At 60.7% G+C, this 21,567-nt stretch carries 20 protein-coding genes and 3 tRNA genes; 16 read left to right on the top strand and 7 right to left on the bottom strand.

Annotated elements, in window-relative coordinates; all coding sequences use genetic code 11:
* The first annotated feature begins 243 nt into the window (after window positions 1-243).
* From L6963_RS11810 to L6963_RS08180, 3 genes are all read left to right on the top strand, one after another.
* Window positions 244-366, top strand: a complete 123-nt coding sequence (locus L6963_RS11810; protein WP_257617982.1) for a hypothetical protein — start codon at window positions 244-246, stop codon at window positions 364-366.
* A 274-nt stretch (window positions 367-640) separates the two neighbouring features.
* Window positions 641-1,093 (top strand): hypothetical protein, encoded by a 453-nt coding sequence (locus L6963_RS08185; RefSeq protein ID WP_237207366.1) that lies wholly within the window; start codon window positions 641-643, stop codon window positions 1,091-1,093.
* A 179-nt stretch (window positions 1,094-1,272) separates the two neighbouring features.
* Window positions 1,273-2,679 carry an FAD-dependent oxidoreductase gene (locus L6963_RS08180; protein WP_237207365.1) on the top strand — a complete coding sequence of 469 codons (1,407 nt, stop codon included), beginning with the start codon at window positions 1,273-1,275 and terminating at the stop codon, window positions 2,677-2,679.
* 87 nt (window positions 2,680-2,766) lie between these two features.
* On the opposite strand, the gene L6963_RS08175 is transcribed toward L6963_RS08180, so the two are convergent.
* Complete coding sequence (locus L6963_RS08175; protein ID WP_237207364.1) at window positions 2,767-4,104, bottom strand: D-arabinono-1,4-lactone oxidase; 1,338 nt, start codon at window positions 4,102-4,104, stop codon at window positions 2,767-2,769.
* A gap of 191 nt (window positions 4,105-4,295) precedes the next feature.
* On the opposite strand from L6963_RS08175, the gene L6963_RS08170 reads away from it, so the two are divergent.
* The 5 genes from L6963_RS08170 (at window position 4,296) to L6963_RS08150 (ending at window position 6,973) form a co-directional block, all read left to right on the top strand.
* On the top strand, window positions 4,296-4,955 hold the full coding sequence (locus tag L6963_RS08170; protein WP_237207363.1) for an LGFP repeat-containing protein: 660 nt from the start codon (window positions 4,296-4,298) through the stop codon (window positions 4,953-4,955).
* Window positions 4,956-5,252: 297 nt separating this feature from the next.
* Window positions 5,253-6,263 (top strand): universal stress protein, encoded by a 1,011-nt coding sequence (locus L6963_RS08165; RefSeq protein WP_237207362.1) that lies wholly within the window; start codon window positions 5,253-5,255, stop codon window positions 6,261-6,263.
* A gap of 376 nt (window positions 6,264-6,639) precedes the next feature.
* Window positions 6,640-6,712 (top strand) — tRNA-Glu (locus L6963_RS08160).
* 51 nt (window positions 6,713-6,763) lie between these two features.
* Window positions 6,764-6,837 (top strand) — tRNA-Asp (locus L6963_RS08155).
* A 63-nt stretch (window positions 6,838-6,900) separates the two neighbouring features.
* A tRNA-Phe gene (locus tag L6963_RS08150) sits at window positions 6,901-6,973 on the top strand.
* A 174-nt stretch (window positions 6,974-7,147) separates the two neighbouring features.
* Here the strand turns inward: L6963_RS08150 and L6963_RS08145 are convergent.
* Together L6963_RS08145 and L6963_RS08140 are read right to left on the bottom strand one after the other, a co-directional pair.
* Window positions 7,148-8,326: an IS256-like element IS1249 family transposase gene (locus L6963_RS08145; RefSeq protein ID WP_005323424.1), complete on the bottom strand. Its 1,179-nt coding sequence runs from the start codon at window positions 8,324-8,326 to the stop codon at window positions 7,148-7,150.
* Window positions 8,327-8,524: 198 nt separating this feature from the next.
* Window positions 8,525-9,328 carry an exodeoxyribonuclease III gene (locus tag L6963_RS08140; RefSeq protein WP_237189539.1) on the bottom strand — a complete coding sequence of 268 codons (804 nt, stop codon included), beginning with the start codon at window positions 9,326-9,328 and terminating at the stop codon, window positions 8,525-8,527.
* Window positions 9,329-9,506: 178 nt separating this feature from the next.
* Here L6963_RS08140 and L6963_RS08135 point away from each other — a divergent pair, with 178 nt between their 5' ends.
* The 4 genes from L6963_RS08135 to L6963_RS08120 are packed head-to-tail and all read left to right on the top strand — an operon-like array spanning window position 9,507 to window position 12,897.
* A complete protein-coding gene (locus L6963_RS08135; RefSeq protein ID WP_272878933.1) occupies window positions 9,507-10,637 on the top strand; it encodes an ABC transporter ATP-binding protein in 1,131 nt (376 codons plus the stop codon).
* Window positions 10,634-11,311 (top strand): ABC transporter permease, encoded by a 678-nt coding sequence (locus L6963_RS08130; RefSeq protein ID WP_237207361.1) that lies wholly within the window; start codon window positions 10,634-10,636, stop codon window positions 11,309-11,311. The genes L6963_RS08135 and L6963_RS08130 overlap by 4 nt, the downstream gene beginning before the upstream one ends.
* Complete coding sequence (locus L6963_RS08125) at window positions 11,308-11,964, top strand: ABC transporter permease (protein ID WP_237207360.1); 657 nt, start codon at window positions 11,308-11,310, stop codon at window positions 11,962-11,964. Before L6963_RS08130 ends, L6963_RS08125 begins: the two co-directional genes overlap by 4 nt.
* A gap of 6 nt (window positions 11,965-11,970) precedes the next feature.
* Complete coding sequence (locus L6963_RS08120; protein ID WP_237207359.1) at window positions 11,971-12,897, top strand: ABC transporter substrate-binding protein; 927 nt, start codon at window positions 11,971-11,973, stop codon at window positions 12,895-12,897.
* 268 nt (window positions 12,898-13,165) lie between these two features.
* Here L6963_RS08120 and L6963_RS08115 read toward each other — a convergent pair whose 3' ends face one another.
* Entirely contained in the window at window positions 13,166-14,611 is a 1,446-nt protein-coding gene (locus tag L6963_RS08115; protein WP_237207381.1) for a glyceraldehyde-3-phosphate dehydrogenase, read from the bottom strand.
* 222 nt (window positions 14,612-14,833) lie between these two features.
* Between L6963_RS08115 and L6963_RS08110 the strand changes: the two genes are divergently transcribed.
* The 4 genes from L6963_RS08110 (at window position 14,834) to L6963_RS08095 (ending at window position 18,284) form a co-directional block, all read left to right on the top strand.
* Complete coding sequence (locus tag L6963_RS08110) at window positions 14,834-15,778, top strand: carbohydrate kinase family protein (protein WP_237207358.1); 945 nt, start codon at window positions 14,834-14,836, stop codon at window positions 15,776-15,778.
* A 163-nt stretch (window positions 15,779-15,941) separates the two neighbouring features.
* Window positions 15,942-16,466: a YbhB/YbcL family Raf kinase inhibitor-like protein gene (locus L6963_RS08105; protein WP_237207357.1), complete on the top strand. Its 525-nt coding sequence runs from the start codon at window positions 15,942-15,944 to the stop codon at window positions 16,464-16,466.
* A 155-nt stretch (window positions 16,467-16,621) separates the two neighbouring features.
* Window positions 16,622-17,455, top strand: a complete 834-nt coding sequence (locus L6963_RS08100) for a Cof-type HAD-IIB family hydrolase (protein WP_237207356.1) — start codon at window positions 16,622-16,624, stop codon at window positions 17,453-17,455.
* Between the two features lie 28 nt (window positions 17,456-17,483).
* The gene (locus L6963_RS08095; RefSeq protein ID WP_237207355.1) at window positions 17,484-18,284 is read left to right on the top strand and encodes a glycerophosphodiester phosphodiesterase family protein; all 801 of its coding nucleotides are present in this window, start codon (window positions 17,484-17,486) and stop codon (window positions 18,282-18,284) included.
* A 101-nt stretch (window positions 18,285-18,385) separates the two neighbouring features.
* On the opposite strand, the gene L6963_RS08090 is transcribed toward L6963_RS08095, so the two are convergent.
* From L6963_RS08090 to L6963_RS08080, 3 genes are all read right to left on the bottom strand, one after another.
* Entirely contained in the window at window positions 18,386-19,732 is a 1,347-nt protein-coding gene (locus tag L6963_RS08090) for a uracil-xanthine permease family protein (protein WP_237207354.1), read from the bottom strand.
* Between the two features lie 121 nt (window positions 19,733-19,853).
* Window positions 19,854-20,615 (bottom strand): nucleotidyl transferase AbiEii/AbiGii toxin family protein, encoded by a 762-nt coding sequence (locus tag L6963_RS08085; protein WP_237207353.1) that lies wholly within the window; start codon window positions 20,613-20,615, stop codon window positions 19,854-19,856.
* A complete protein-coding gene (locus tag L6963_RS08080; RefSeq protein ID WP_237207352.1) occupies window positions 20,605-21,420 on the bottom strand; it encodes a type IV toxin-antitoxin system AbiEi family antitoxin domain-containing protein in 816 nt (271 codons plus the stop codon). Before L6963_RS08080 ends, L6963_RS08085 begins: the two co-directional genes overlap by 11 nt.
* Between the last annotated feature and the right edge of the window lie 147 nt (window positions 21,421-21,567).

Here is a 21,567-nt window from a genome sequence, read left to right as displayed (position 1 = left end):
GTTGTCAGAGTCGCTTTCATCTGGATCCTCTTTGACATAGTTGGAGTTCTATGCCTAGAAATACAGGGTTTTTGGACAAAATTCAAGGGGTTATAGAGAAGTCGGTACTTAAGTACTAGATGTGTTGTATCCTCTTGAATTTTCAGAGTGGTGTGTGATGTTATGAAAATATCGAAGCTGATATAGAAATCTATCTTCGGTGAAGTTTCTTTATGCTTTCATAAACAAAGGAGATAGCGAAACATGACTTCAGAAACTCTCAGCTCGCTTCTGAGCTACATCACCTACGGTGGTGCAATTGCTACCTTGTGTGTTGCTACGGTAACTCTGTATCGGCACCAAAAAGCTAAGCGCGAGAATCAGTAAATAGACACCGCTAGGCCTGCATCTCCAACTGTGAGATGCAGGCCTGGCGGTTGTCTAGAAACACTTCAGTTAAAGTATGCACCTGACTGTTTACTTCTATGTCTGCCTAGTTTGGGACTGCTGGCGTGAAGAGGAAAATACCCTTAAGGAGCGTTGAGCCAAGTTTCTAAGCACAACTCAGTACTTAAGTACTGAAGGTGCTTCTATCTCTTGAAAACTTCAGATGTGTCTGGTGGAATAATTACAATTCTTGGCATTCAAAGGAGATTGCACCATGCAACGTCGAGCCCTTCCCCTTGCCCTACTCATTCCGCTGCTGGCGGCCTGCTCCAGCGGCGCGTCCACTACAGCTGAGGCACCAAGCTCCACCCCGAGCGTCCGCACCACCACTGTGCCGCCACCTGCCACCACAGCAACCGCCAGCTCCGAAGAACTAGCAACCCAGGGGCCCACCATCTCTAACGAAGATCTTCAGCGGGGCATCGACACCGGCAATGTCTACGTGCTCTACTCCGGCGTCATGTGCTTCGGCGGCACACTAGCTGACCCCACCGAGTTTGCTGAGCAAGAACTAGCCAGTGACTACATGAGCGAGGAAGAATACCAGCAGCACTACAGCCAGATCCCGGCAGAAGTCCTTGCCCAGAGCGAGAACAACAAAACCGGTATCTTCACCGCTCCCCAAGAATGCCTAGACGCTGGCTGGTCCCAAGCCGGAGCCATCTAAAGCACCCTGCACCCCGCCCGTATCTGTTACCTCTGTTACGACCAGCCCCAACCCGCGGTAACCCCAAGACTTACTCTGTAACCGGGGCGACGGCGTCCGCCCCAAACTCGGTAGACTAGAGCAGAACCAAAGTCCCAACCCGCCGTGCCCACCTACGCCCGGCGCCGAAAGGAAAACCCGTGTCAACCGAAGCCCCCCGCGCCCTGCGCGTCGCCGTCATCGGTGCAGGCCCCGCAGGTATCTACGCCGCAGACATCCTCACCAAAAGCGAAGAAGTCCGCACCGGAGCCGTGCCCGTAGCCATCGACATCTTCGACCGCTACCCCGCCCCCTTCGGCCTGATCCGCTACGGCGTAGCTCCCGACCACCCCCGCATCAAGGGCATCATCAACGCCCTGCACAAGGTGCTCGACCGCGGCGACATCCGCTTCTTCGGCAACGTCAACTACGGCACCGACGTCACCCTGGCCGACCTGCGCAAGCACTACGACGCCATCATCTTCGCAACCGGCGCCATCAAGGACGCCGACCTCGACATCCCCGGCGTTGAACTCACCGGCTCCTACGGCGCGTCCGACTTCGTCTCCTGGTACGACGGCCACCCCGACGTGCCCCGCACCTGGCCGCTGGAAGCCAAAGAAATCGCCGTGCTCGGCAACGGCAACGTAGCTCTCGACGTCGCCCGCGTGCTCTCCAAGCATGCCGACGACCTGCTCGTCACCGAAATCCCCGACAACGTCTACGAAGGTCTCAAGGCCTCACCCGTCACCGACGTGCACGTCTTCGGTCGCCGCGGCCCCGCCCAGATCAAGTTCACCCCCCTCGAACTGCGCGAACTGGCCCACTCCCGCGACGTAGACATCGTGCTCTACGAAGAAGACTTCCAGTTCGACGAGGCCTCCCGCGAAGCCATGGAAACCAACGCCCAGACCAAGGTCATGATGAAGACCCTCAACGGCTGGCTCGAAGAGCAGAAGGAAAACCCCGGCACCGCCTCCCGCCGCCTGCACCTGCACTTCCTACAGTCACCCGCTGAAATTCTCGGCGAGCACGGCAAGGTCACCGGCATCAAGATGGAACGCACCGAGCTCAACGGCAACGGCGGCGTCACCGGCACCGGCGAATTCATCGACTACCCCGTGCAGGCCGTCTACCGCGCCATCGGCTACTTCGGCTCCGAACTGCCCGAGGTCGGCTACGACAGCGAACGCGGCGTCATCACCAACGTTGAGGGTCGCGTCATCGACGACAGCGATGTGCCCGTCCCCGGCCTCTACGCCACCGGCTGGATTAAGCGCGGCCCCGTCGGCCTGATTGGTTCCACCAAGTCAGACGCCCTCGAAACCGTCACCCACCTGCTCGAAGACCGCGAAAACCTCTACACCGCCGAGGCCGCTGACCCCGCAGCCATTGAGGCCTTCCTCGATCAGGCCGGCGTCCGCTACACCACCTGGGAAGGCTGGCACCGCCTGGACGACCACGAAAAGGCCCTGGGCGCAGAGGCCAAGGACGCCGCCGGCGAGCCCCGCGCCCGCATCAAGGTGGTTGACCGCGACGAGATGACCGCTATCTCACGCGGCGAGTAGCGTCAGGTTCTTTCAGAAAAGACCATCTAAATCAGAAAAACCCACCTAATTGGTGGGTTTTTCTGATTTAGATGGTACCTACGGGGGCTACCGCATGAGCACCCAGTCCAGGTAGGGGTTGAGGAAGAGGCCCGACGGGTCTAGCTCTTCGCGCAGCTCCACGAAGTCGTTGAAACGGGGGTAGAGCTGGGCGAGGGCGTCCGCGTCCTGGGTGTGGAACTGACCCCAGTGGGGGCGTCCGCCGTGCTCCTTGAAAACCCCTTCTAACACCCTGAAGAGCTCGGCGTGGGGCTGACGCCAGTAGGCGCGTGCCGAGACATAGAAGGTCTCCCGCCCGTAGGCCTGCGAAAGCCAGATGTCGTCGGCGGCAGCGGTGCGCACGACCAGGGGGTAGGCCATCTGGCTACGGTAGGACGCCAGGTGGGCGCGCACATCGCGCATGACGTCGGCAAACTGCGACATATCGAATGCGTATTCCATATTGTTTTGCCGCACGGTGCGGTGAATAGTGAAAACGCGGGCCGAGTAGTCGGCGTAGCGGCGGTTGCCCTTAGCCCAGTTGGCTACCCTGTTCAGCGTCGGCTGCGCCGCAGGCACCTTAGCCCCGGCGTAGCTGAGCGCCGAGAATACCCCGTTGTTGAGCAGATAGTCGCCGCCGTAGCGCCGGGCCTGGCTCAGGGCAGCGCTGGCGGGCATGTAGCCGTCGGTGAGCAGGGCCAGGCGGGTGAGTCTGCGGGTGCGCACCTCGCCGGAGCCCGGAAACCAGCTAAATTCGTAGTGGTCAGCCCCGCGGGAGCGGTCTTCAAAAGAGTGCACGATGCTCTCGTAGGTGTGCCCGCGCTCAGCCGCGTGCAGGCGGAACTGGGGCACCACGTTAAAGGTCAGCTCTACGATGATGCCCAGGGCGCCCAGGCCGCAGAGGGCCGCTGAGAAAATTTCCGGGTTCTGCTGGGGCGAGCAGGTGAGTAAGGTGCCGGTGGCGTCCACCAGTTTGAGCTCGGCAACCTGGGTGGCAAAGATACCGTAGCTCAGGCCGGTGCCGTGGAAGCCGGTAGAAATTGCCCCGGCCAGGGTCTGCTCGTCGAGCCGCCCCAGGTTGGTGAAGGCCAGGTTGTAGTGGCCCAGCAGGCGGTTGGCCTCGCGCACGGTGGTGCCCGCCAGGAAGGTGGCGGTGAGGTTATCGGGGTCCACCCGCACCAGGCCGGTGAGGTGCTCCAGGGTCAGCATGGTGCCGACCGGCTGCCCAATGGCGGACGCGCTGCGCCCCCGCCCCACTACCTTGACTCGGCTACCTGCCGCGGCGGCGTCCTTAACCTGCTTTTGCAGCTCAGGCACCGAACGGGGCGCAAGGACGCCTGTGGGCTGGGTGGTGTGTTGGCGGGCCCAGGTGCTCCACGAGGGGCTTGTCTGCGGGGTATCGGCCATAATCTACCTCGATTCTTGCTCGTACATGCCTATTTTCCCACGAAGAGGTGGGTGCTGGCTGTGAGTCTGGGCGGCCGGTCACAGCCCGGTAACAGTTGGCTCACAATTCGATAAACCTGCCTGTTTTTGCTTGCCCGGGCCAGGGTGGCTGTGATGGGGTGGAAGTACTGGAGAAAGGAAGGTACAACACCATGAACAAGTCTTCACTCCGTATTTTTGCCCGTTGCGGTTCGGCGGCGCTCGCCCTCGGGGCGCTGACGCTCACGGGGCTTGCTCCCGCCCAGGCCAGCGAGGCCGGTACCGCGGAGCAGCCGTCGCTGGCGACCAGCTCAAGCACCGGCACCCTGCCCTGGGCTCCCGAAGATTACGCCTGGTTGGGCGCTCCCACCGATGAGGGTTTTATTGCTCCCGGTACTCCTGATACCCCCGGGTTTATTGGCCAGAACTTTACTCGCGGGGCTGTGTTCTATAACGAGGTAACGGGCACCCATGCTGTGCACGGTGCTATCTATGACCTGTGGCGTTTTGGCGCGGTGACGGTGGGCGACGGCTCTGCCCTGTACAACCTGATTCCTGTGACCGACGAGCAACCGGTGGGCAGCGGCGTGCGCCAGAGTTTTGCCCAGCCGGGCCTGGCTAGCGGTAACGTCTTCTGGTCTGAGGCTACGGGTGCCCATTTTGTTGAGTCTGGAACCCCGGCAGGGGACTACTTCAATGCCCACGGTGCTGTAGATGCCTTTGGCTTCCCGGTGGCTGAGGTGCAGCAGGTAGGGGATGCCTCAGTGCTGTACACCGAACAGGGCGTACTCACGGTGACCGCCTCCGGCGCTGTGTTTAGTCCCCCGGGTTAGGCGTTTCTCAGCGAGCGTGCGCCGTATCGCCGAGCGTGCGCATGGCTACTGCACGCTCAGCGATATAACGCACGCTCGTTGGCGCAAGGACGCCGCCACCCACCTCCCTGCCCCAGCGGCAGGGGAGTGCGGGGCGGCGTCCTTACCTTATCTAGTTCAAAAATGAATAAGTGCGGTAATGATGCGAAATAAGTCACGCCGTTCACCGGGCGAGGACTAAACTAGAAGTAGGCCCCGGCAGCAGCGCCGGCAACCCGGCTGGCAGAGCGGGGTCATCATGAATCTAAGGAGATGACCATGACCGAACGCGCTCTCACCTTCGGTGAAAAAGCAGTAGCTGCCCGCAACGACATCGCAGAAGTGGCCAACGCAGCCGGCGAAATTATCGTCGGTATCGACGGTTCCGAACAGAGCTACGGTGCCCTGCGCTGGGCCGTGCATGAGGCTGAGATCCGCAAGGTGCCCGTCCGCATGGTCACTGCCTACTCCCTGCCAGTCTTCACCGGTACCGGTTTCGACGCAGGCTACTCCATGGTTGACGAGCAGGCCCTGACTGACGGTGTGGCCCAGATTCTCGATGAAGCTCACTCCCGCGTGGGTGAAACCAGCGTTGAACTTCGCGCAACCGTAGAAACCGGCGACGCCACCGCCGTGCTCCTAGAACTCTCCAAGAAGGCCGAGCTGATGGTGGTTGGCTCCCGCTCCCACGGCGGCCTCCTGGGCCGACTGCTGGGCACCGTTTCCACCTCCCTGCCCGCCCACTCACACTGCCCCACCGTTGCAGTACCCCACTCCTACGCCGAGAAGATTGAAGCCGACCCCGGCATCTTGGGCAGCGGCAAGTCGGTGGTTGTCGGTTCGGACGGCTCCGACGAAGCCCGCCTTGCCATGATGCAGGCAGCGGACGAAGCAAGCCGCCGCGGCGTCAAACTCACCCTGGTCAACGCGCTCGCCCCCTACACCGGCGCCCTGAACTGGGTACCCGCCGCTGTTGACTTCGAGGCCCTCTACCGCGAAATCGCCGACCTGCAGCGCAAGGCTGCCGAATGGATTCGCGGCTACTTCCCCCAGCTGGAAATCGAGTTCAAGCTCATCGACGGCTCCCCCGTGCAGGTTCTGCTAGAAGCAGGTAAGGCTGCCGACATGATTGTGGTCGGTACCCGCGGCCGCGGCGGTATCACCGGCATGATTCTGGGCTCCACCTCCCAGGGCATCCTGCACAATACCCAGGTGCCCGTGATGATTGTTCCCCAGATCGAAGACCCCCGCATCGATCAGGCCCCCGATGCCGGCGTTACCTGGGGCTAGCCAAAACGTAAAAGCACTCTAGTCAGCTTCTCTCGCAAGGAGTAGGCTGGTTGTAAGACAAGGCAGGATAGCTCCCGCCGAAGCTCCTTTTCAGGCTGAAAAGGGCTCCGACGGCGCTATCCTGCCGTCTTTTTTAAAAAGTTCAAAAAATTTTTGGTACGGACGCTTGTTGCGGCAATATCGGTTCTGGCTAGGTTGTTTATGTGTATCACCGGTTACTTTTGCGTGAATTTTGTGGTGCAGGGCACTCAATTTTTGACCCAAAATACCCCGGTTGGGCAGTTTTCGATTTGCGCGCCTGTTTGAACTCGCGTAATGTATTACTTGTTCGAGCGACGGGCTGAGGAAACAAAGCCGGTCACGATACAGCGAACTAGCCCCTATCGTCTAGCGGCCTAGGACGCCGCCCTTTCACGGCGGTAACACGGGTTCAAATCCCGTTGGGGGTACTGTGAAACCTTTGGTTTCACGGCCATGTAAGAACTTCGGTTCTTGCGTATGGCCCCGTAGCGCAGTTGGTTAGCGCGCCGGCCTGTCACGCCGGAGGTCGCGGGTTCAAGTCCCGTCGGGGTCGCTCCGACCGCGTAAGTTCTCACTTGTGGGAAGACGCGGTTGTGGCATATCTAAGGGTATGCCTGGCTCTGTAGCTCAGTTGGTAGAGCGTGCGACTGAAAATCGTAAGGTCACCGGATCGACGCCGGTCGGAGCCACGAAATCCACTCTCTAGGCTTCTACATGAGAGTGGGTTTTTTGTTTTAACACCCAATAGCCCCAGCCTGTGAGTTCACGGACTGGGGCTATTGTCGTATTCCGGCTTTTTCTAGAGGGTCTGCAATGCCGGGTTAAGGGTCAAAATGTGTGTCTGGCTCGGCGTGTCGCGGGGGTTAGATTTGGCCTTTTTGAATGCCGATTGAGTGGGTGTAGTCGGTGTCGATAGCGTTGTCGTAGAGGGCTGGGCGTCCTGTTTCGTGGTCGGCTTGGTTCTCGGTTTGGGTCAGGGTGGATACTTTGGCGAGTTGGCCCTGGCCCCAGTCGGACTGCCTGGCGATTCGTACTGGATCGTCAGGCAGTTCCGTTTTTAAGTAGAGCCACCAATCCAGCATGCGGCGTTGTCGTTCGCCTGATCTGCCGCGGTGGGTTCTGGCGAGCAGTTTGAGCTGGGCGTTGATGCCGCCTTCTAAGCTGTTGGTGGTGGATTTGATCCGCTCGGGCGCAAGGACTCCTGCTGGCGGGTTGAGGTAGACAAACAGCATCTCGGACCGCCAAAGATGGTTGAGGCTGTTGTAGGCCTTGCGCACGTTGTGGTGGGTCCACACGCGGGTCCATGCACCTGTTTTGGGGTCTTTGATCATGGTTTTCTCGTTCATCCATTCCCGGTAGATCGTTGAAAACTCGTGCAGTTGCACACCCCACGCGGCGGCTTCATCCAGTGTGGTGATCCGGGTCAGTTTCAGCGCAAGTCGGTAGATGGTGCGCCCGGCATCGGTGCGTGGGTTGGTGGTGGTGTAGCGGCGGACCACGCGTTGGGCGTGGACGAGGCAGCGTTGAATTTTCGTAGTCGGCCAGCACTTTTTGATTGCGCTGTATGCGCCTTGGCCGCCGTCGATGACGGCGATGAGTGGGGCTTCGATGCGTTCAAGCAGCAGTTGGTAGTCGCGGGTGGTTTCGTGTTTGCACCAGTGCCAGGCGATCACGTGGTCGATGGTCGCCGCGACGATCAGGCAGCCACCGGCGGTGTAGGTGCCATCGAGAAATACCTGGTCGTAGATCCGCTTGTGGTGGCCGGCGGTGGGGTCAGGCACATCAACGAGCCAGCACCACTTGAAGCGCCGCTTCATGGTGGCGCGGCTAACACCGTTTCGTTTGGCTAGGTCGTCGAGTGATATTGCGGTGGTGCAATGCTCGATGAACTGGGTGAACACTGCCGCGTTGGTGATGTCGTTTCGACGTTTGACGCTGGAGGCGCCGCATTGTTTGCAGCGCCATCTGGTGGTGCCTTTGCTGGTGGTGCCGTTGCGTTTCATTTCACCGCCGCAGTGGCAGCGTGGTTGGTTCTTCGACATTGCGACACCACACCACGCCGCGCATAGCACATCACGGCTGCCACACCGAGGATTTCCCGTCGGGGGCTAGATATATGCTTCCGGAGCATATACTTTCCGGAAACCTACAGGTCAATCCGTGAAAATCCGCGATTCCGGACACACTTTTTGACCCTTAACCCGCAATCCCCGGACTGTCGGGCGGGGGCGTCCGCTCAGCTAGCTAATCTCAACAATCACCGGGGCATGGTCCGAAGCGCCCTTGCCCTTTCGCTCTTCTCTATCAATCTCAGCGCCCACAACTCGCTGGGCCAGCGCGGGGGAGTAGAGCTGAAAATCAATGCGCATGCCCTCATTCTTGGGGAAGCGTAGCTTGGTGTAATCCCAGTAGGTGTAGGGCACCGTGGTGTGTTCACGGGCCACATCAACCAGCCCCAGAGGCTCTTCAAGAAAAGCCCTAAAGGCTGCCCGCTCAGGCTCGGTCACGTGGGTCATCTGGTTTTCCCTAAAGAAGTCGATATCCCACACATCCTCGTCGCGGGGAGCGATATTGAAGTCTCCTACCAGGGCAAACTGCGCCGCGGGGTCCTGCTCTAGCCAGCTGGCGGCGTCCTTGCGAAGCTCTTCCAGCCAGGCCAGCTTGTAGGGCATATGCGGGTCGTCGATACCGCGACCGTTAGGCACGTAGAGGCTCCACACCCGAACCCCGCCGCAGGTTGCCCCGATAGCGCGGGCCTCAACGACGGCGTCCTCACCGGGCTTGCCAAAAGCGGGCTGGTTGGTGAAGGTGCGCTGAATATCCTCAAGCCCCACGCGGGAGGCGAGAGCCACCCCGTTCCACTGTGACAGCCCAAAATGGGCCACCTCATAGCCCGAGTACTCAAAAATCTCGTAGGGGAAGGTCTCGTCGGTGGCCTTGGTTTCTTGGATGGCTAGGACGTCTACGTCGCTGCGCTCTAGCCAGTCTTCCACGCGGTCGGCGCGGGCACGGATAGAGTTCACGTTCCAGGTAGCAATTTTCATGTCACCAGCCTAGCAACCGACCTGCCGCCTTAAAAGTGCATCTGCCTGTCACTTTTAGCAGGGCATGTGCATTTATGACAGGGTACTTGCTGTTTTAGAACCTGCTGGAATAGGGTGGAACCCACGGGTGTTAGGTTGATGGAGCAAAACCTTCCCCGCCTCAAACGAAAGAGCAAGTATGGCAGCGGCCCCCGCTATTGAATTCCGGTCGGTCACCAAGAAATACGGTGACACGGCGGTGGTAGATAACCTCACCCTCAGCATTCCTCAGGGAAAAATCACGGTCTTTGTGGGGCCCTCGGGCTGCGGTAAAACCACATCCCTGCGCATGATCAACCGCATGGTCGAGCACACCGACGGTGAGATTCTGGTGCGCGGCGAAGCCAATACCGCCCGCCCTGTTCACGAACTGCGCCGCTCCATTGGCTACGTGCTGCAGCAGGCTGGGCTCATGCCCCACCAGAGCGTGCTCGATAACATCACCACCGTTCCCCGCCTCAAGGGGGTAGCCAAGAAACAGGCTCGTGCTGAAGCCCTGGAACTTCTCGACACGGTGGGCCTAGATCGCGCCTCTGCTAGCAAGTACCCGGCCCAGCTCTCGGGTGGTCAGGCCCAGCGCGTGGGTGTGGCCCGAGCTCTGGCGGGGCAGTCAGATATTTTGCTCATGGACGAGCCCTTTAGTGCCATCGATCCCGTGGTGCGGGCTGACCTGCAGCAGAGCCTTCTCGACCTGCAGCAGAAGCTCCACCGCACCATCGTCTTCGTCACCCACGATATCGACGAGGCTGTGCTCCTGGGGGACTACATCGCCGTCTTTGCCCCCGGCGGCACCATCGCCCAGTTCGGCACCCCCGAAGAGATTTTGCGGGCTCCGGCCTGTGATTATGTTGCTTCATTTGTGGGGCGCGACCGCGGCATGCGCCGCCTGACCTTTGCTGGGGCGGGGAACGTGGCCGTCCGCCCCCTGCAGGCCGCTGAGGCCGAGGGCTGGCAGCTGAGACTAGCGGACGGACGCCCCGACGGCTGGGTCACCGGCGGCAGGCACCTGCCCGGTGGCTCCCTCTTCATGCAGGGCGGAACCCTGCGTGATGCCCTGGATTCGGTGCTGTCCTCACCCTCCGGCTGGGGTGTGGCGGTTGACGAGCAGGGGCTGGCCCTGGGGCTACTGGAAGCCGATAACGTGCTCGAAGCAACCCGGCAGGAGCGCTACCTGCGCTACGGCCTAGAAGCTCCGTGGGCCCGTACCGAGAGCGCCGACTCCGGCGAGAACCCTGCCAGCGCGGCAGCCGGTGACGGGACGTCCGCATGAACTGGTTTCTAGCCAACCTGCCCTATATCGGGCAGCTCACCGCCCTGCACCTGGCGCAATCGGTCATACCTGTGCTGGTGGGCTTCGTCCTTGCCCTGCCACTGGCCCGCCTGGCCCTGGGGCGGCGGGCGGACGGGCGCTCCACCGAGGCCTATACCCGCACAGGACGTCTGCGTAAAGGAGCAGTGGTGAACGGGGCGTCCCTGCTCTACACCGTGCCCTCACTAGCGCTTTTCGTGCTCATGCCCCTGGTGCTGGGCACCTCCATTACTTCCCCGCTCAACGTCTACGTGGCGCTGACTATCTACGTGGTAGCCATGATGGTGCGCAGCGCCGTGGACGCCTTCGAATCGGTCTCACCCATCACCCTCGAAGCCGCCACAGCCGTAGGCTACACCCCGCTGCGCCGCTTCTGGCAGGTTGAGCTACCCCTGTCGCTACCCGTCATGATCGCCGGTTTACGCGTTGCCCTGGTCTCGAATATTTCTATGGTGTCGGTGGGCGCTGTTATTGGCATCCAGTCCCTCGGCACCCTCTTCACCGACGGCCTGCGCCGGGACCTACCGGCTGAAATCATCACCGGAATCCTGCTCACCCTCGTCCTGGCTCTCGCTCTTGACCGCCTCCTGGCCCTGACTGGCGCCGGGCTTACCCGCTGGAGGAACCCCTCATGATTTTTCAGGACGTCTGGGCCTGGTTCACCGCCCCCGGTGCCTGGGCGGGCACCGGTGGTATCTGGCAGCGTCTTGGCGAGCACCTGGCCTACTCCGGCCTAGTGCTGCTGGTCGCGGCGGCTATCGCCCTGCCGCTCGGTGCCTGGGTGGGGCACACTGGCAAGGGACAGAACCTGGTCGTAGCTCTCACCGGTGCCCTGCGAGCCCTGCCCACCCTGGGCCTGCTCACCCTCTTCGCTCTCTGGCTGGGACTGGGGCTGACCGCCCCGGTACTTGCCCTCGTCATACTGGCGATCGCCCCGCTCCTGGCGGGCACCTACGCCGGTATTGCGGCGGTGGACCCCGTTATTAAGGACGCCGCCCGCGCCCAGGGTATGACCGGCTGGCAGGTGCTCACTCGGGTAGAAATTCCCGTGGCCCTGCCCCTCATTTTCGGTGGCATCCGTAACGCGGTGCTGCAAATTATCGCAACCGTCACCGTGGTTGCCTACATCAACCTTGGCGGGCTGGGGCGCTACCTCATCGATGGGCTGGCGGTGCGCGACTACACCCGCATGGTCGCGGCCGTCCTACTCGTTGCAGCCCTCGCCCTCATCGTCGATGCTCTACTTGCCCTTGTACAAAGAGCCCTCACCTACCCCGGACTAAGGTAAACACCCATGACATCACCCCGCCTCACCCGACGCTCCCTCTTCACCGGGGCAGGACTCGCCGCCGGGGCTCTAGGCCTTTCCGCCTGCGGCCTTGACGGCTCCACCGCCTTTGGCAGCGGGAGCACCACCGGCACCATTACCGTAGGCTCAGCCGACTTCACCGAATCACAAATTATCGCCGAAATCTACGCCGCCGCCCTGCGCGCCCGCGGCCTAGACGCCACCACCAGCCCCGCCATCGGCGCCCGCGAAGCCTACCTCGGGGCCCTCCGCGAGGGCACCGTCTCGGTGGTACCCGACTACTCCGGCAACCTCCTGCTCTACTTCGACGCAGAGACCACAGCCGTCACCTCCCAAGACATCGTGCAGGCCCTCCCCGCCGCCCTGCCCGAGGAACTGGGCGTTCTGGCAGCCTCCCAGGCAGAAAACAAGGACTCCCTGGTCGTCACCGCCGCTACCGCCGAAGAACACGCTCTGACCAGCCTGGACGACCTCACCACCCTCAGCGGCCAGCTCAGCCTAGGAGCACCCCCGGAATTCGCGGAACGAGCCTACGGCCTACCCGGCCTAGAGCGCCTCTACAGCTTCACCCCGGCGTCTTTCGAACCCATCAACGACGGCGGCGGCCCGCTCACCGTCTCAGCCCTGGCCGACGGCACCGTCGACATCGTGGACCTCTTCTCCACCGACCCCGCCATCACTGCCAACAACTTCGTGGTGCTTGAAGACCCCAAAAACATGATCCTGGCCCAGCAGGTACTACCCGTTATCAACACCCGCCAGGTCTCGGTAGCAGCCGCCCGCGTGCTCGATGAGGTATCAGCCCTGCTCACCACCGAGGCCCTAATCGAACTGAATACGCGCGTCTCCGGCGCAGAAAAAGCAGCCCCCGCCACCGCCGCGGGGGACTGGGTGAGCGAGAACTTCGCGTAGCCCGGAGTCCTTGGCGGACGAGCTTACGTTTGCTGCCCCTCGGGGGTGGGGCGGAAGTTGCAAGCCAGCTGGCTCGATGAAGTGAGCGAGTGCGTCAGCACGCAAGAGCGAACGGAATCCGCCGCAAGGCGGGGCGTGAATCGCGACGAGCCCCCAGGCGAGGAGCGAGAGGGTTGCTGGCGGCAACTTCCGCCCCAACCCCTAAAAAGCAGGTGCCCCCGGCATAGCTAGCCGAGGGCACCAGGATGTGCGGCGGGCGTCCGCGCTCTTAGATCGCTGCGGGGAAACTCTGCAGCTTACCGCCAATCATGGTCTCAAGCACGCGGATTACCTGGCAGGAGTAGCCGAACTCGTTGTCGTACCAGACGTAGAGGATGGCGTTATCGTCACCGGAGGTGATGGTGGCCAGGCCGTCCACGACACCGGCGGCGCGGGAGCCAACGAAGTCGGTTGACACGACCTCGTGTGAGTCGGTGTAGTCAATCTGGCGGCGCAGGTTGGAGCGCAGGGAACGTTCGCGCAGCAGGTTGTTGAGTTCTTCCTTAGACCCGACGGGCTTGTTGAGCTGCAGGCTCAAGATAGCCATGGAGACGTCGGGGGTGGGAACGCGGATGGCGTTACCGGTCAACTTGCCCTCCAGCTGGGGCAGGGCCTTAGACACTGCCTTAGCGGCACCGGTTTCGGTAATGACCATGTTCAGGGCAGCGGAGCGGCCGCGGCGATCGCCCTTGTGGAAGTTATCAATCAGGTTCTGGTCGTTAGTGAAGGAGTGGACGGTCTCAACGTGGCCGCGCTTGACGCCGAAGACCTCGTCCATGACGGCCAGCACGGGGGTGATGGCGTTGGTGGTGCAGGAGGCCGCTGACAGGACGGTGTCGCTATCTTCGATGATGTCGTCGTTGACGCCGCAGACGATGTTCTTGACGCCCTTGCCGGGGGCGGTGAGCAGGACGCGCGCAGCCCCCTTGGCCTGTAGGTGGCGGGAGAGGCCGTCCTTGTCGCGCCAGCGGCCGGTGTTATCGACCACGATAGCGTTCTCAATGCCGTGGGCGGTGTAGTCGACCTCGGCCGGGTCAGAGGCGTAGATGAACTTGATGGGGGTGCCGTTGGCGATGATGGTGGAGTTCTCTTCGTCCACGCGGATGGTGCCCTTGAAAGCACCGTGGACGGAGTCGCGGCGCAGCAGAGAGGCGCGCTTGTAGAGGTCGTTGTCGGTGTTCTTACGAACAACAACCGCGCGGAGCTTGGGGCCGGCGCCGGTGGAGCGCTCCAGCAGAATGCGGGCCAGCAGGCGGCCGATGCGGCCAAAACCGTAGAGTACGACGTCCTGTGAGGCAGCTTCAATCTGGCCCTTCTTGCCGACAACGGGAGCCAGTTCTTCCTTCAGCCAGGCCTCAAGATCACCGGCACCAGAAGCCTCAAACTTGCGCTGCAGGCTGGCCAGACCCAGCGAGCAGGCACCCAGGTCGAGGGTGCTGACAATCTCAAGGATCTTCAGAGAATCAGCCGGATTCAGCTCAACGTCATCAATCTGACGGGCAAAACGGTGAGCCTTCAAAATCTGAATAACAGACTTATTAATCAGGCTGTGACCGTGAATAGAGACAACCACATTGTTCTCTCGGTTCAGCTTGCCAATCAGGGGGATCATAGCTTCGGCTTCAGCCTCGGAGGCAAGCCACTGCTCGTGAGCATTGTCGGCAGAAATAGTCATAGTGTTGACCTCTTCCTCGATGAGTAGCGTCATTGAACTCATCGGTTAGCAGCGCGGCGGTGCGCTGGTAGCTGGTGACTGGCGGCCCACACCCCGATTCATGCACGGGCACGACGAGCTGGTGGGCACTACAGACCTAAGTTTATAGTTTGTTCTCTCACATGTGGAGTTTGTGACGCGAAACTTCTCTGAGGCCGGGGCCACAGCCGGTAAAATAAGGGCATGCTCACTGTCATTGGCGAAGCCCTCGTAGATGTTGTCCAGCGCCCCGGCGCCGAATCCCACGCCCACCCCGGCGGTTCCCCCATGAACGTTGCCGTTGGCGTCTCCCGTCTGGGCCACGAGGCCCAGTTCATTGGCCGCTACGGCAAGGACGCCTACGGTGAACTTATCGACGCGCACCTGCGCGCCTCGGGCGTCCTGCTCCCTGTCGGTGCTGACGCCAAAAAGACCTCCGTTGCACAGGCAACTATTGGCGATACCGGCGCCGCTGAGTACGAGTTCGATATTGACTGGTCACTCGACGCTGCCCAGGCAGCTCTCGACGAGGTGGGCAAGAACGCCACCGCCGTGCACGTGGGGTCTATCGGCGCCATGCTAGAGCCCGGTGCGTCCGCTGTGCTCAACACCGTCAAGCAGGCAGCCCCCCACGCCCTGATTTCTTACGACCCCAACTGCCGCCCCTCCATCGTGCCCGACGCTGCAGAAGCCCGCGCCTGGGCTGAGAGCATCGTGCGTCATGCGGACGTGGTGAAGGCTTCTGACGAGGACCTTCTGTGGCTCTACCCCAACCGTACCCTGGAAGAATCGGCGCGGGCCTGGCTGGAGCTGGGGGCCTCCCTGGTGGTTGTGACCCGCGGCGAGATGGGCCCCTGGGCTATTACCCGCAAGACCTCGCCCGACGGCATCGCCCTGCCCGCCTACCGGGTAGAGGTTGCCGATACCGTGGGTGCCGGCGACTCCCTCATGGCAGCCCTCATCGCGGCTCTGCTTGACCGCGACATCAAGGGCAAGGGCGCCCGCGCCGCTATTGAGCTGCTGAGCAAGGACGACCTCAAGGAGATCCTGGCTTTCGCAGCGGTTGCTGCCGGTATCACCGTCTCCCGCGAGGGCGCTAACCCGCCCAGCCGCGATGAACTGAACGCTGTGCTCTACCCGCAGGGCTAGGGCTAGTTCCGCCGCTCCCCTCCCCGAGGGGACCGCAAAACTAAAGAAGGACCGCATATTTTGCGGTCCTTCTTTAGTTTTCAGGTCCCTTTTCGTGAGGGGGGGATAGTCAGTAGACTGGTTAGTGCATAGCCAAAGCCCATCAACGACGAGGAGGCCCCTCATGCTCAACCGCGAACCCTACGCAGACCTGCCTGACCTACCCACCTTTACGCTCGCGTCCGCCGATATCACCGAGGGAGAGACCCTGCCCCGCGCCCAGGTCTCCGGCATCATGGGAGCAGGCGGTGAGGACGTCTCGCCCCAGCTCTCCTGGAGCGGCTTCCCCGCAGAAACCAAGTCCTTTGTGGTGACCTGCTTTGACCCGGACGCCCCCACCCCCTCAGGCTTCTGGCACTGGGCGGTCTCTAACATCCCCGCCTCGGTCACCGAACTGGCCACCGGCGCCGCCGAAAACCTGCCCGAAGGGGCCCTGGGGCATCTCAACGACGGCGGTACCCGCGGTTTCGTCGGCGCAGCCCCACCCGCTGGCCATGGCCCCCACCGCTACATCTTCTGCGTCACCGCCGTTGACGTGGAAAAACTCGACATCGACGAAAACGCCAGCCCCGCCGTGGTCAACTTCAACCTCTTCTTCCACGGCATCGCCCGAGCCTTCTTGACGGCGACCTATGAAGAAGAGAACTAGAGGGCTTGCCTAAAGATAGATGAAGCAGACTCACAGCGAAGCTGCTGGCTCGGCGGCTGGCGTGAATCGCTTGTGAGCGTCAGCGAACCAGCGAGAGGGTCGGCAGCGAGCGTGAGTCTGCGGAATCTTTCTAGCAAGCCTCTAGAATGTAAAGCATGATTAAACTGATTGCCAGCGACCTGGACGGCACCCTCATCGGGAGCGATTTCAGGTTCCGCCCCCGCACCCTGCAGGCCCTGCACGCGGCGGCGGATGCTGGCGTCCGTATCGTCTTTGTAACTGGCCGCCCCTTGCGCTGGTTGGCTCCCGTGCTGGAGCAGCTCGGCGAGGAATGGAACGGCGAGAACTCTTTTGCCTTCTGCTCTAACGGTGCGGTCATGTTCGATATTGCCCGTTCGCAGGTGGTTGCTACCCGCACTATCAGCGGGGCTGAAACTCTGGCTCTGCACGCCGAGCTGGAGCAGGCCTTCCCGGGGGCTCTCTATATCGCGGAGACCCTGGAGCATGTCTACGTGCAGGGAACCTATGACCCTCACGTGCAGGAAGACACCAGCAAGGTGGTTGAGGGGCGGTTGGAAGAGATTCTGGCGCCCGACGCTGAGGTAGTGAAATACCTGCTATTCCGGGACGGTGCGGTACCTGCCGACCTACTGGCCCGCGTGCAAGAGATCGTGGGGGAGCGGGTATCTGTAACGCGCTCTGCCCCCTACCAGCCCCTGGTGGAAATTGCGCAGCGGGGGCTGAATAAGGGTCGGGTTCTGGCTGACTTCGCGGCTTCGCTGGGCATTGGCCCTGATGAGGTGGCTGCTTTTGGGGATATGCCCAATGACTTTGAGATGCTGGACTGGGCAGGTCACGGCTACGTGATGGCATCGGGCCTGCCGGAGCTCAAAGACCGGGTGGGGCGTATCTGCCCGGGGTTTGAAGAGGACGGCGTTGCCCAGATTATCGAGCGCATGCTGGCTGAGCGCGAGGGTCGCCAGGCCTAAGTTACTGGCCGGTAATATACTGGTTCTTATGCCTTCACACGCATTTTCATCGTCTTCGCCTAATCACACCCAGATTTATGCTCACAGAGGGCTTGCTATAGGCCAGGCTGAAAACACCGAAGGAGCTTTCCGTTGCGCCCTCGATGCTGGGGCCCACTGGATCGAAACCGACGTGAACACCACCGCTGACGGCCAGGTGCTGGTTTTTCACGACCCCACCCTCAATCGTTTGGTGGGCCGCCCGGGCCGGGTGGCTGAGATGACCTGGGATCAGCTGCGTGACCTGAGCCTGGTGGACGGCGGTCGGATTTCTCGCCTGCGCGACATGCTCGAGGCCTTCCCCGAGACCCGTTTCAATATCGACCTTAAGGACGCCGGTTCGGCGGCCGAGGTTGCGCGGGTGCTGGTAGCTGCCGGTGCGGTAGAGCGGGTGCGGCTGGCGTCCTTTTCGGAGCGCCGCCTGCGGCAGGCGCACCGGGCGGCTCAGAATCTAGGGGTGCAGGTTCCCCTGAGCGCCTCGCAGTCAGCCTTCACTTTTTTCTATGCCCTATCGCGCATACACCCTAGTCTGTGGAGTTTTCTTAAGCCTTTGACCCGTAGGTTCATGCTTCCCTTCGACGCGGTTCAGGTGCCGGCCTATCATCGGGTGGCGGGCCGCCGCCTGCGCATTGTTGACCGCAAGCTGGTGGCTGCCGCCCGCCGGGCCGGGGTAGAGGTACACGTGTGGACGATCGACGATGAACGCACCATGCGGGAACTTATCGCCCTGGGGGTCAACGGAATCGTCACTAACCGCACCGACCTGCTCGCGGGCGTCCTCGCTTCCTAAACAGCAACAAGGGGACCGCAAAATCAAAAAGGGACCGCATAATATGCGGTCCCTTTTTGGAAATCTGGTCCCCTTGCAAGCGCTCCGGGGCAGGGGAGAGGTTAGTGCACGTCTCCCTTAGCCTCGGTCGGGGTCAGCGGCTCGGGGTGGGCCTTCGACGCCTTATTGAGTGCCGCCATCAGGTGGTAGACCACCAGGGTCGCGGCAGTACCCAGGGCAATACCGGCGAACTGCAGGTCGCCAATATCCCAGGTGTAGTCAGCAATACCTACAATCAGGGCCACAGACGCGGCGGTCAGGTTGACCTGGTTTGAGAAGTCCACGCGGTTCTCAACCCAGATACGCACACCCAGCATGCCAATCATGCCGTACAGTACGGTGGCAGCGCCGCCCAGCACACCGGCAGGCACAGACGCCACAGCGGCACCAAAAACTGGGAAGATCGAGAGCAGGACGGCGAAAATCGCAGCGACCCAATAGGCGGCGGTGGAGTAGACCTTGGTTGCCGCCATAACACCGATGTTTTCGGCGTAGGTGGTGGTACCCGAACCGCCGCCGGTACCGGCTAGGGTGGTGGCCAGGCCGTCCGCCATGAGGGCGCGGCCGGAGTACTTGTCGAGATTATCCCCGGTCATAAGGGCAACGGATTTCACGTGACCGATGTTCTCAGCAACCAGCACCAGAATGACGGGAATGAAGAGGCCGGCCAGGTTCCAGTGGAATTCGGGGTGCTGGAAGTGGGGCAGACCAATCAGGCCCTGCTCGGCCCAGGTCTTTTCGATGGCGGTGAAGTCAACCTCACCACGCAGCACGGCGGTGATGTAGCCAATGATGACGCCCAGCAGGATCGACAGGCGGCCAATCATGCCCTTGAAGAGCACCGAAATCAGGATGATGGAGCTCAGCGTTACCAGGGCGGTCACGGGCGCTTCCATAAAATTATTCTTGGCGGACGGTGCCAGGTTGAAGCCAATCAGCGCCACGATGGAGCCGGTGACGACCGGGGGCATGAGCTTGGTTAGCCAGCCGGTTCCGGCGACCTGAACAATCAGGCCAACAATGAACAGGGAGACACCGGCCATGACGATACCGCCCAGGGCGCCGCCGGGGCCGTACTGGTTGGTGGCTGCCGCCAGGGGTGCGATGAAGGCGAAGGACGACCCCAGGTAGGAGGGCACGCGTCCTGCGGTGATGAGCAGGAAGAGCATGGTACCGATACCCGAGAAGAAGAGGGTGGTGGCCGGAGGGAAGCCGGTCAGCAGGGGCACCAGGAAGGTCGCGCCGAACATAGCAACGACGTGCTGCGCGCCGATGCCGATGGTGCGGCCCCAGGTGAGGCGTTCGAGGGGGCGGACGACCCCGCCCGGGGTGATATTTTTGCCGTCGCCGTGCAGGGACCAGGCGAGGCCAAGCTGGGAGCCCTTTTCGGGCTGGGAACCGTTAGACATGAGATGCTTTCGCAGTATGTGGGTAAATCGTCCTTATTTTACGCCGTGGAAGGGGCGCGCGGACGCCTGATGACGGGGAATGCGGTGTGATTTAGGTAGAGACGCGTGTTTTGGCTGATCTCTAATGACAGGCTCCGGCTCGCCATATTTTTCCATTAACTTCACCTCCGATAGCAGGATCAATGAGGGCTTTAGCTATGCTTAGTGCCTCGTCATAAGACTCGGGTGCTTTCCCCTTCTTTACTTTTCGGTTCGTATATAAAGTCCTCCAGGAGTCGGGGCAGAGTAGCCCTTCGGTATACCGGGTGAGTCCGCGTTCGAGACGCTCGGATTCTAAAGCTGTGTGAAGCTGGGCGCCGTCAATCGTTTCCGTTAACGCTATATGGACGATATCGACCAAATCTTTGACTCTAGTGCTTGGATTCTCTTTGCCCAACTGCTCATAGGTTTGCATCGTGGCAGCTACCTTGTCAGCTAAATGATCCACTATCGGGTAGAGCAAAATCAGTGGAAGCTTTGTTTGTAAAGCATCTTCAAGCGGTTGTGCGCGTCTTTCTTCTAGCTCGCCGGTCACCTGGCAACCCACCACTACATCAATTGAAATGGGGTTGGGGACTCTTCGACCAAACTCATTCAAAAGGTGAACCCGAACGCTTGTGCTCTGCCGATTGCCTGCAATCGTTATACGGCCAGGGTCTCTCCAGACGAGAGCCGTGCCACCCTTCAATACCCATCTCTTATCTGTATTCGCGAAGATGCGGGCGAGCACGATGCTGCGATGATAGTGTTCTACCCGTTCAGCTTTAGAAATCGTTGCAAACTGCCCTCTGCCACCGTTAGCAGAAGCTCTACCCTGGCGATAACTTCTCGGCTCATGATTCATCTGTGGCCTCCTGCGGTTCTGCTACTTTTCCGAAAAGCGAGGTTTTGGAGGTGGGGTAGTTTTCTGTGATGTTGTGAAGCATTAGTTCAAGCTGCTGGCTCCATATCTTTGCTACCTGTTCGCTGATGCCCGGGAAATTCTGTCTAGCGATATCCTGGGCAAAACTTGCTTGCTCCACTTCATTCGACGCTGCTGAGAATAGGGCTGAAAAAATATCTGCCCCGTTGACCCCATAGACCTTTTCGAAGCGGGCAGATTCCTTGTGTAGTCTCTGCCAATCAATATCAAGGTTCTTTTGAACCGCTTCCAGCAGCAGGGCGCTGATGTGTTCTAGCTCTTCGCCATCGGCCAGTAAATCAAGCACGGTGCGAGTAACTGTGGTTATTCGTATTCCCTGTGCCGTTACAAGATCAGCGGCAGGAATCGTCCGTACCCGGATATGAAGGTCATCCGCCCTTGATTGTTTCCGTTGCGGGGAGAAGAACTCATGTTTGTAGGTCATGAGGTTGCCGATTCCAAACACATGCGCGGCTGATGAGGTTGCTGCCACGGCGCATGCATCGTCAGCGAGGCGTTCTGCTACTGTTTTGGCTGGATCAAGTGAAAGCCAAGCTGCCCGTAGATCTTCGAGGTTGTCGCTCTGAAATGGCTCAGTGGAGTAAACCCCTCTGCGCACCTGACGGATTCTGCCTGCTTGTGCTAGACGATGGACCTTCAGACGTGTCAGATCCAGATTTTCGGCCTGTGCAGTAGTGAACAGGCCGTACTGCTCAGCTGCAATTTCTCTTACTTCCTCAAAAGTCATGCTTCAATTGTTGCATATAATGAAACATGTGCAGCTATTTTATGAATAAAGATGAAAGAGTGGTATAGCGTATGGTCGTGCTCGCGCCGAAGAGTGGGAAATATGTATCAGGGTTTGCACCGTGCGAACCGCACAGAAATAAATGAA

The organism is Rothia nasimurium (assembly GCF_928392795.1).
In the GTDB taxonomy this organism is placed as follows: Bacteria; Actinomycetota; Actinomycetes; order Actinomycetales; family Micrococcaceae; genus Rothia; species Rothia nasimurium_F.
The sequence above is the reverse complement of the archived record's forward strand: the minus strand, read 5'-3'. Positions and strand labels throughout refer to the sequence as shown.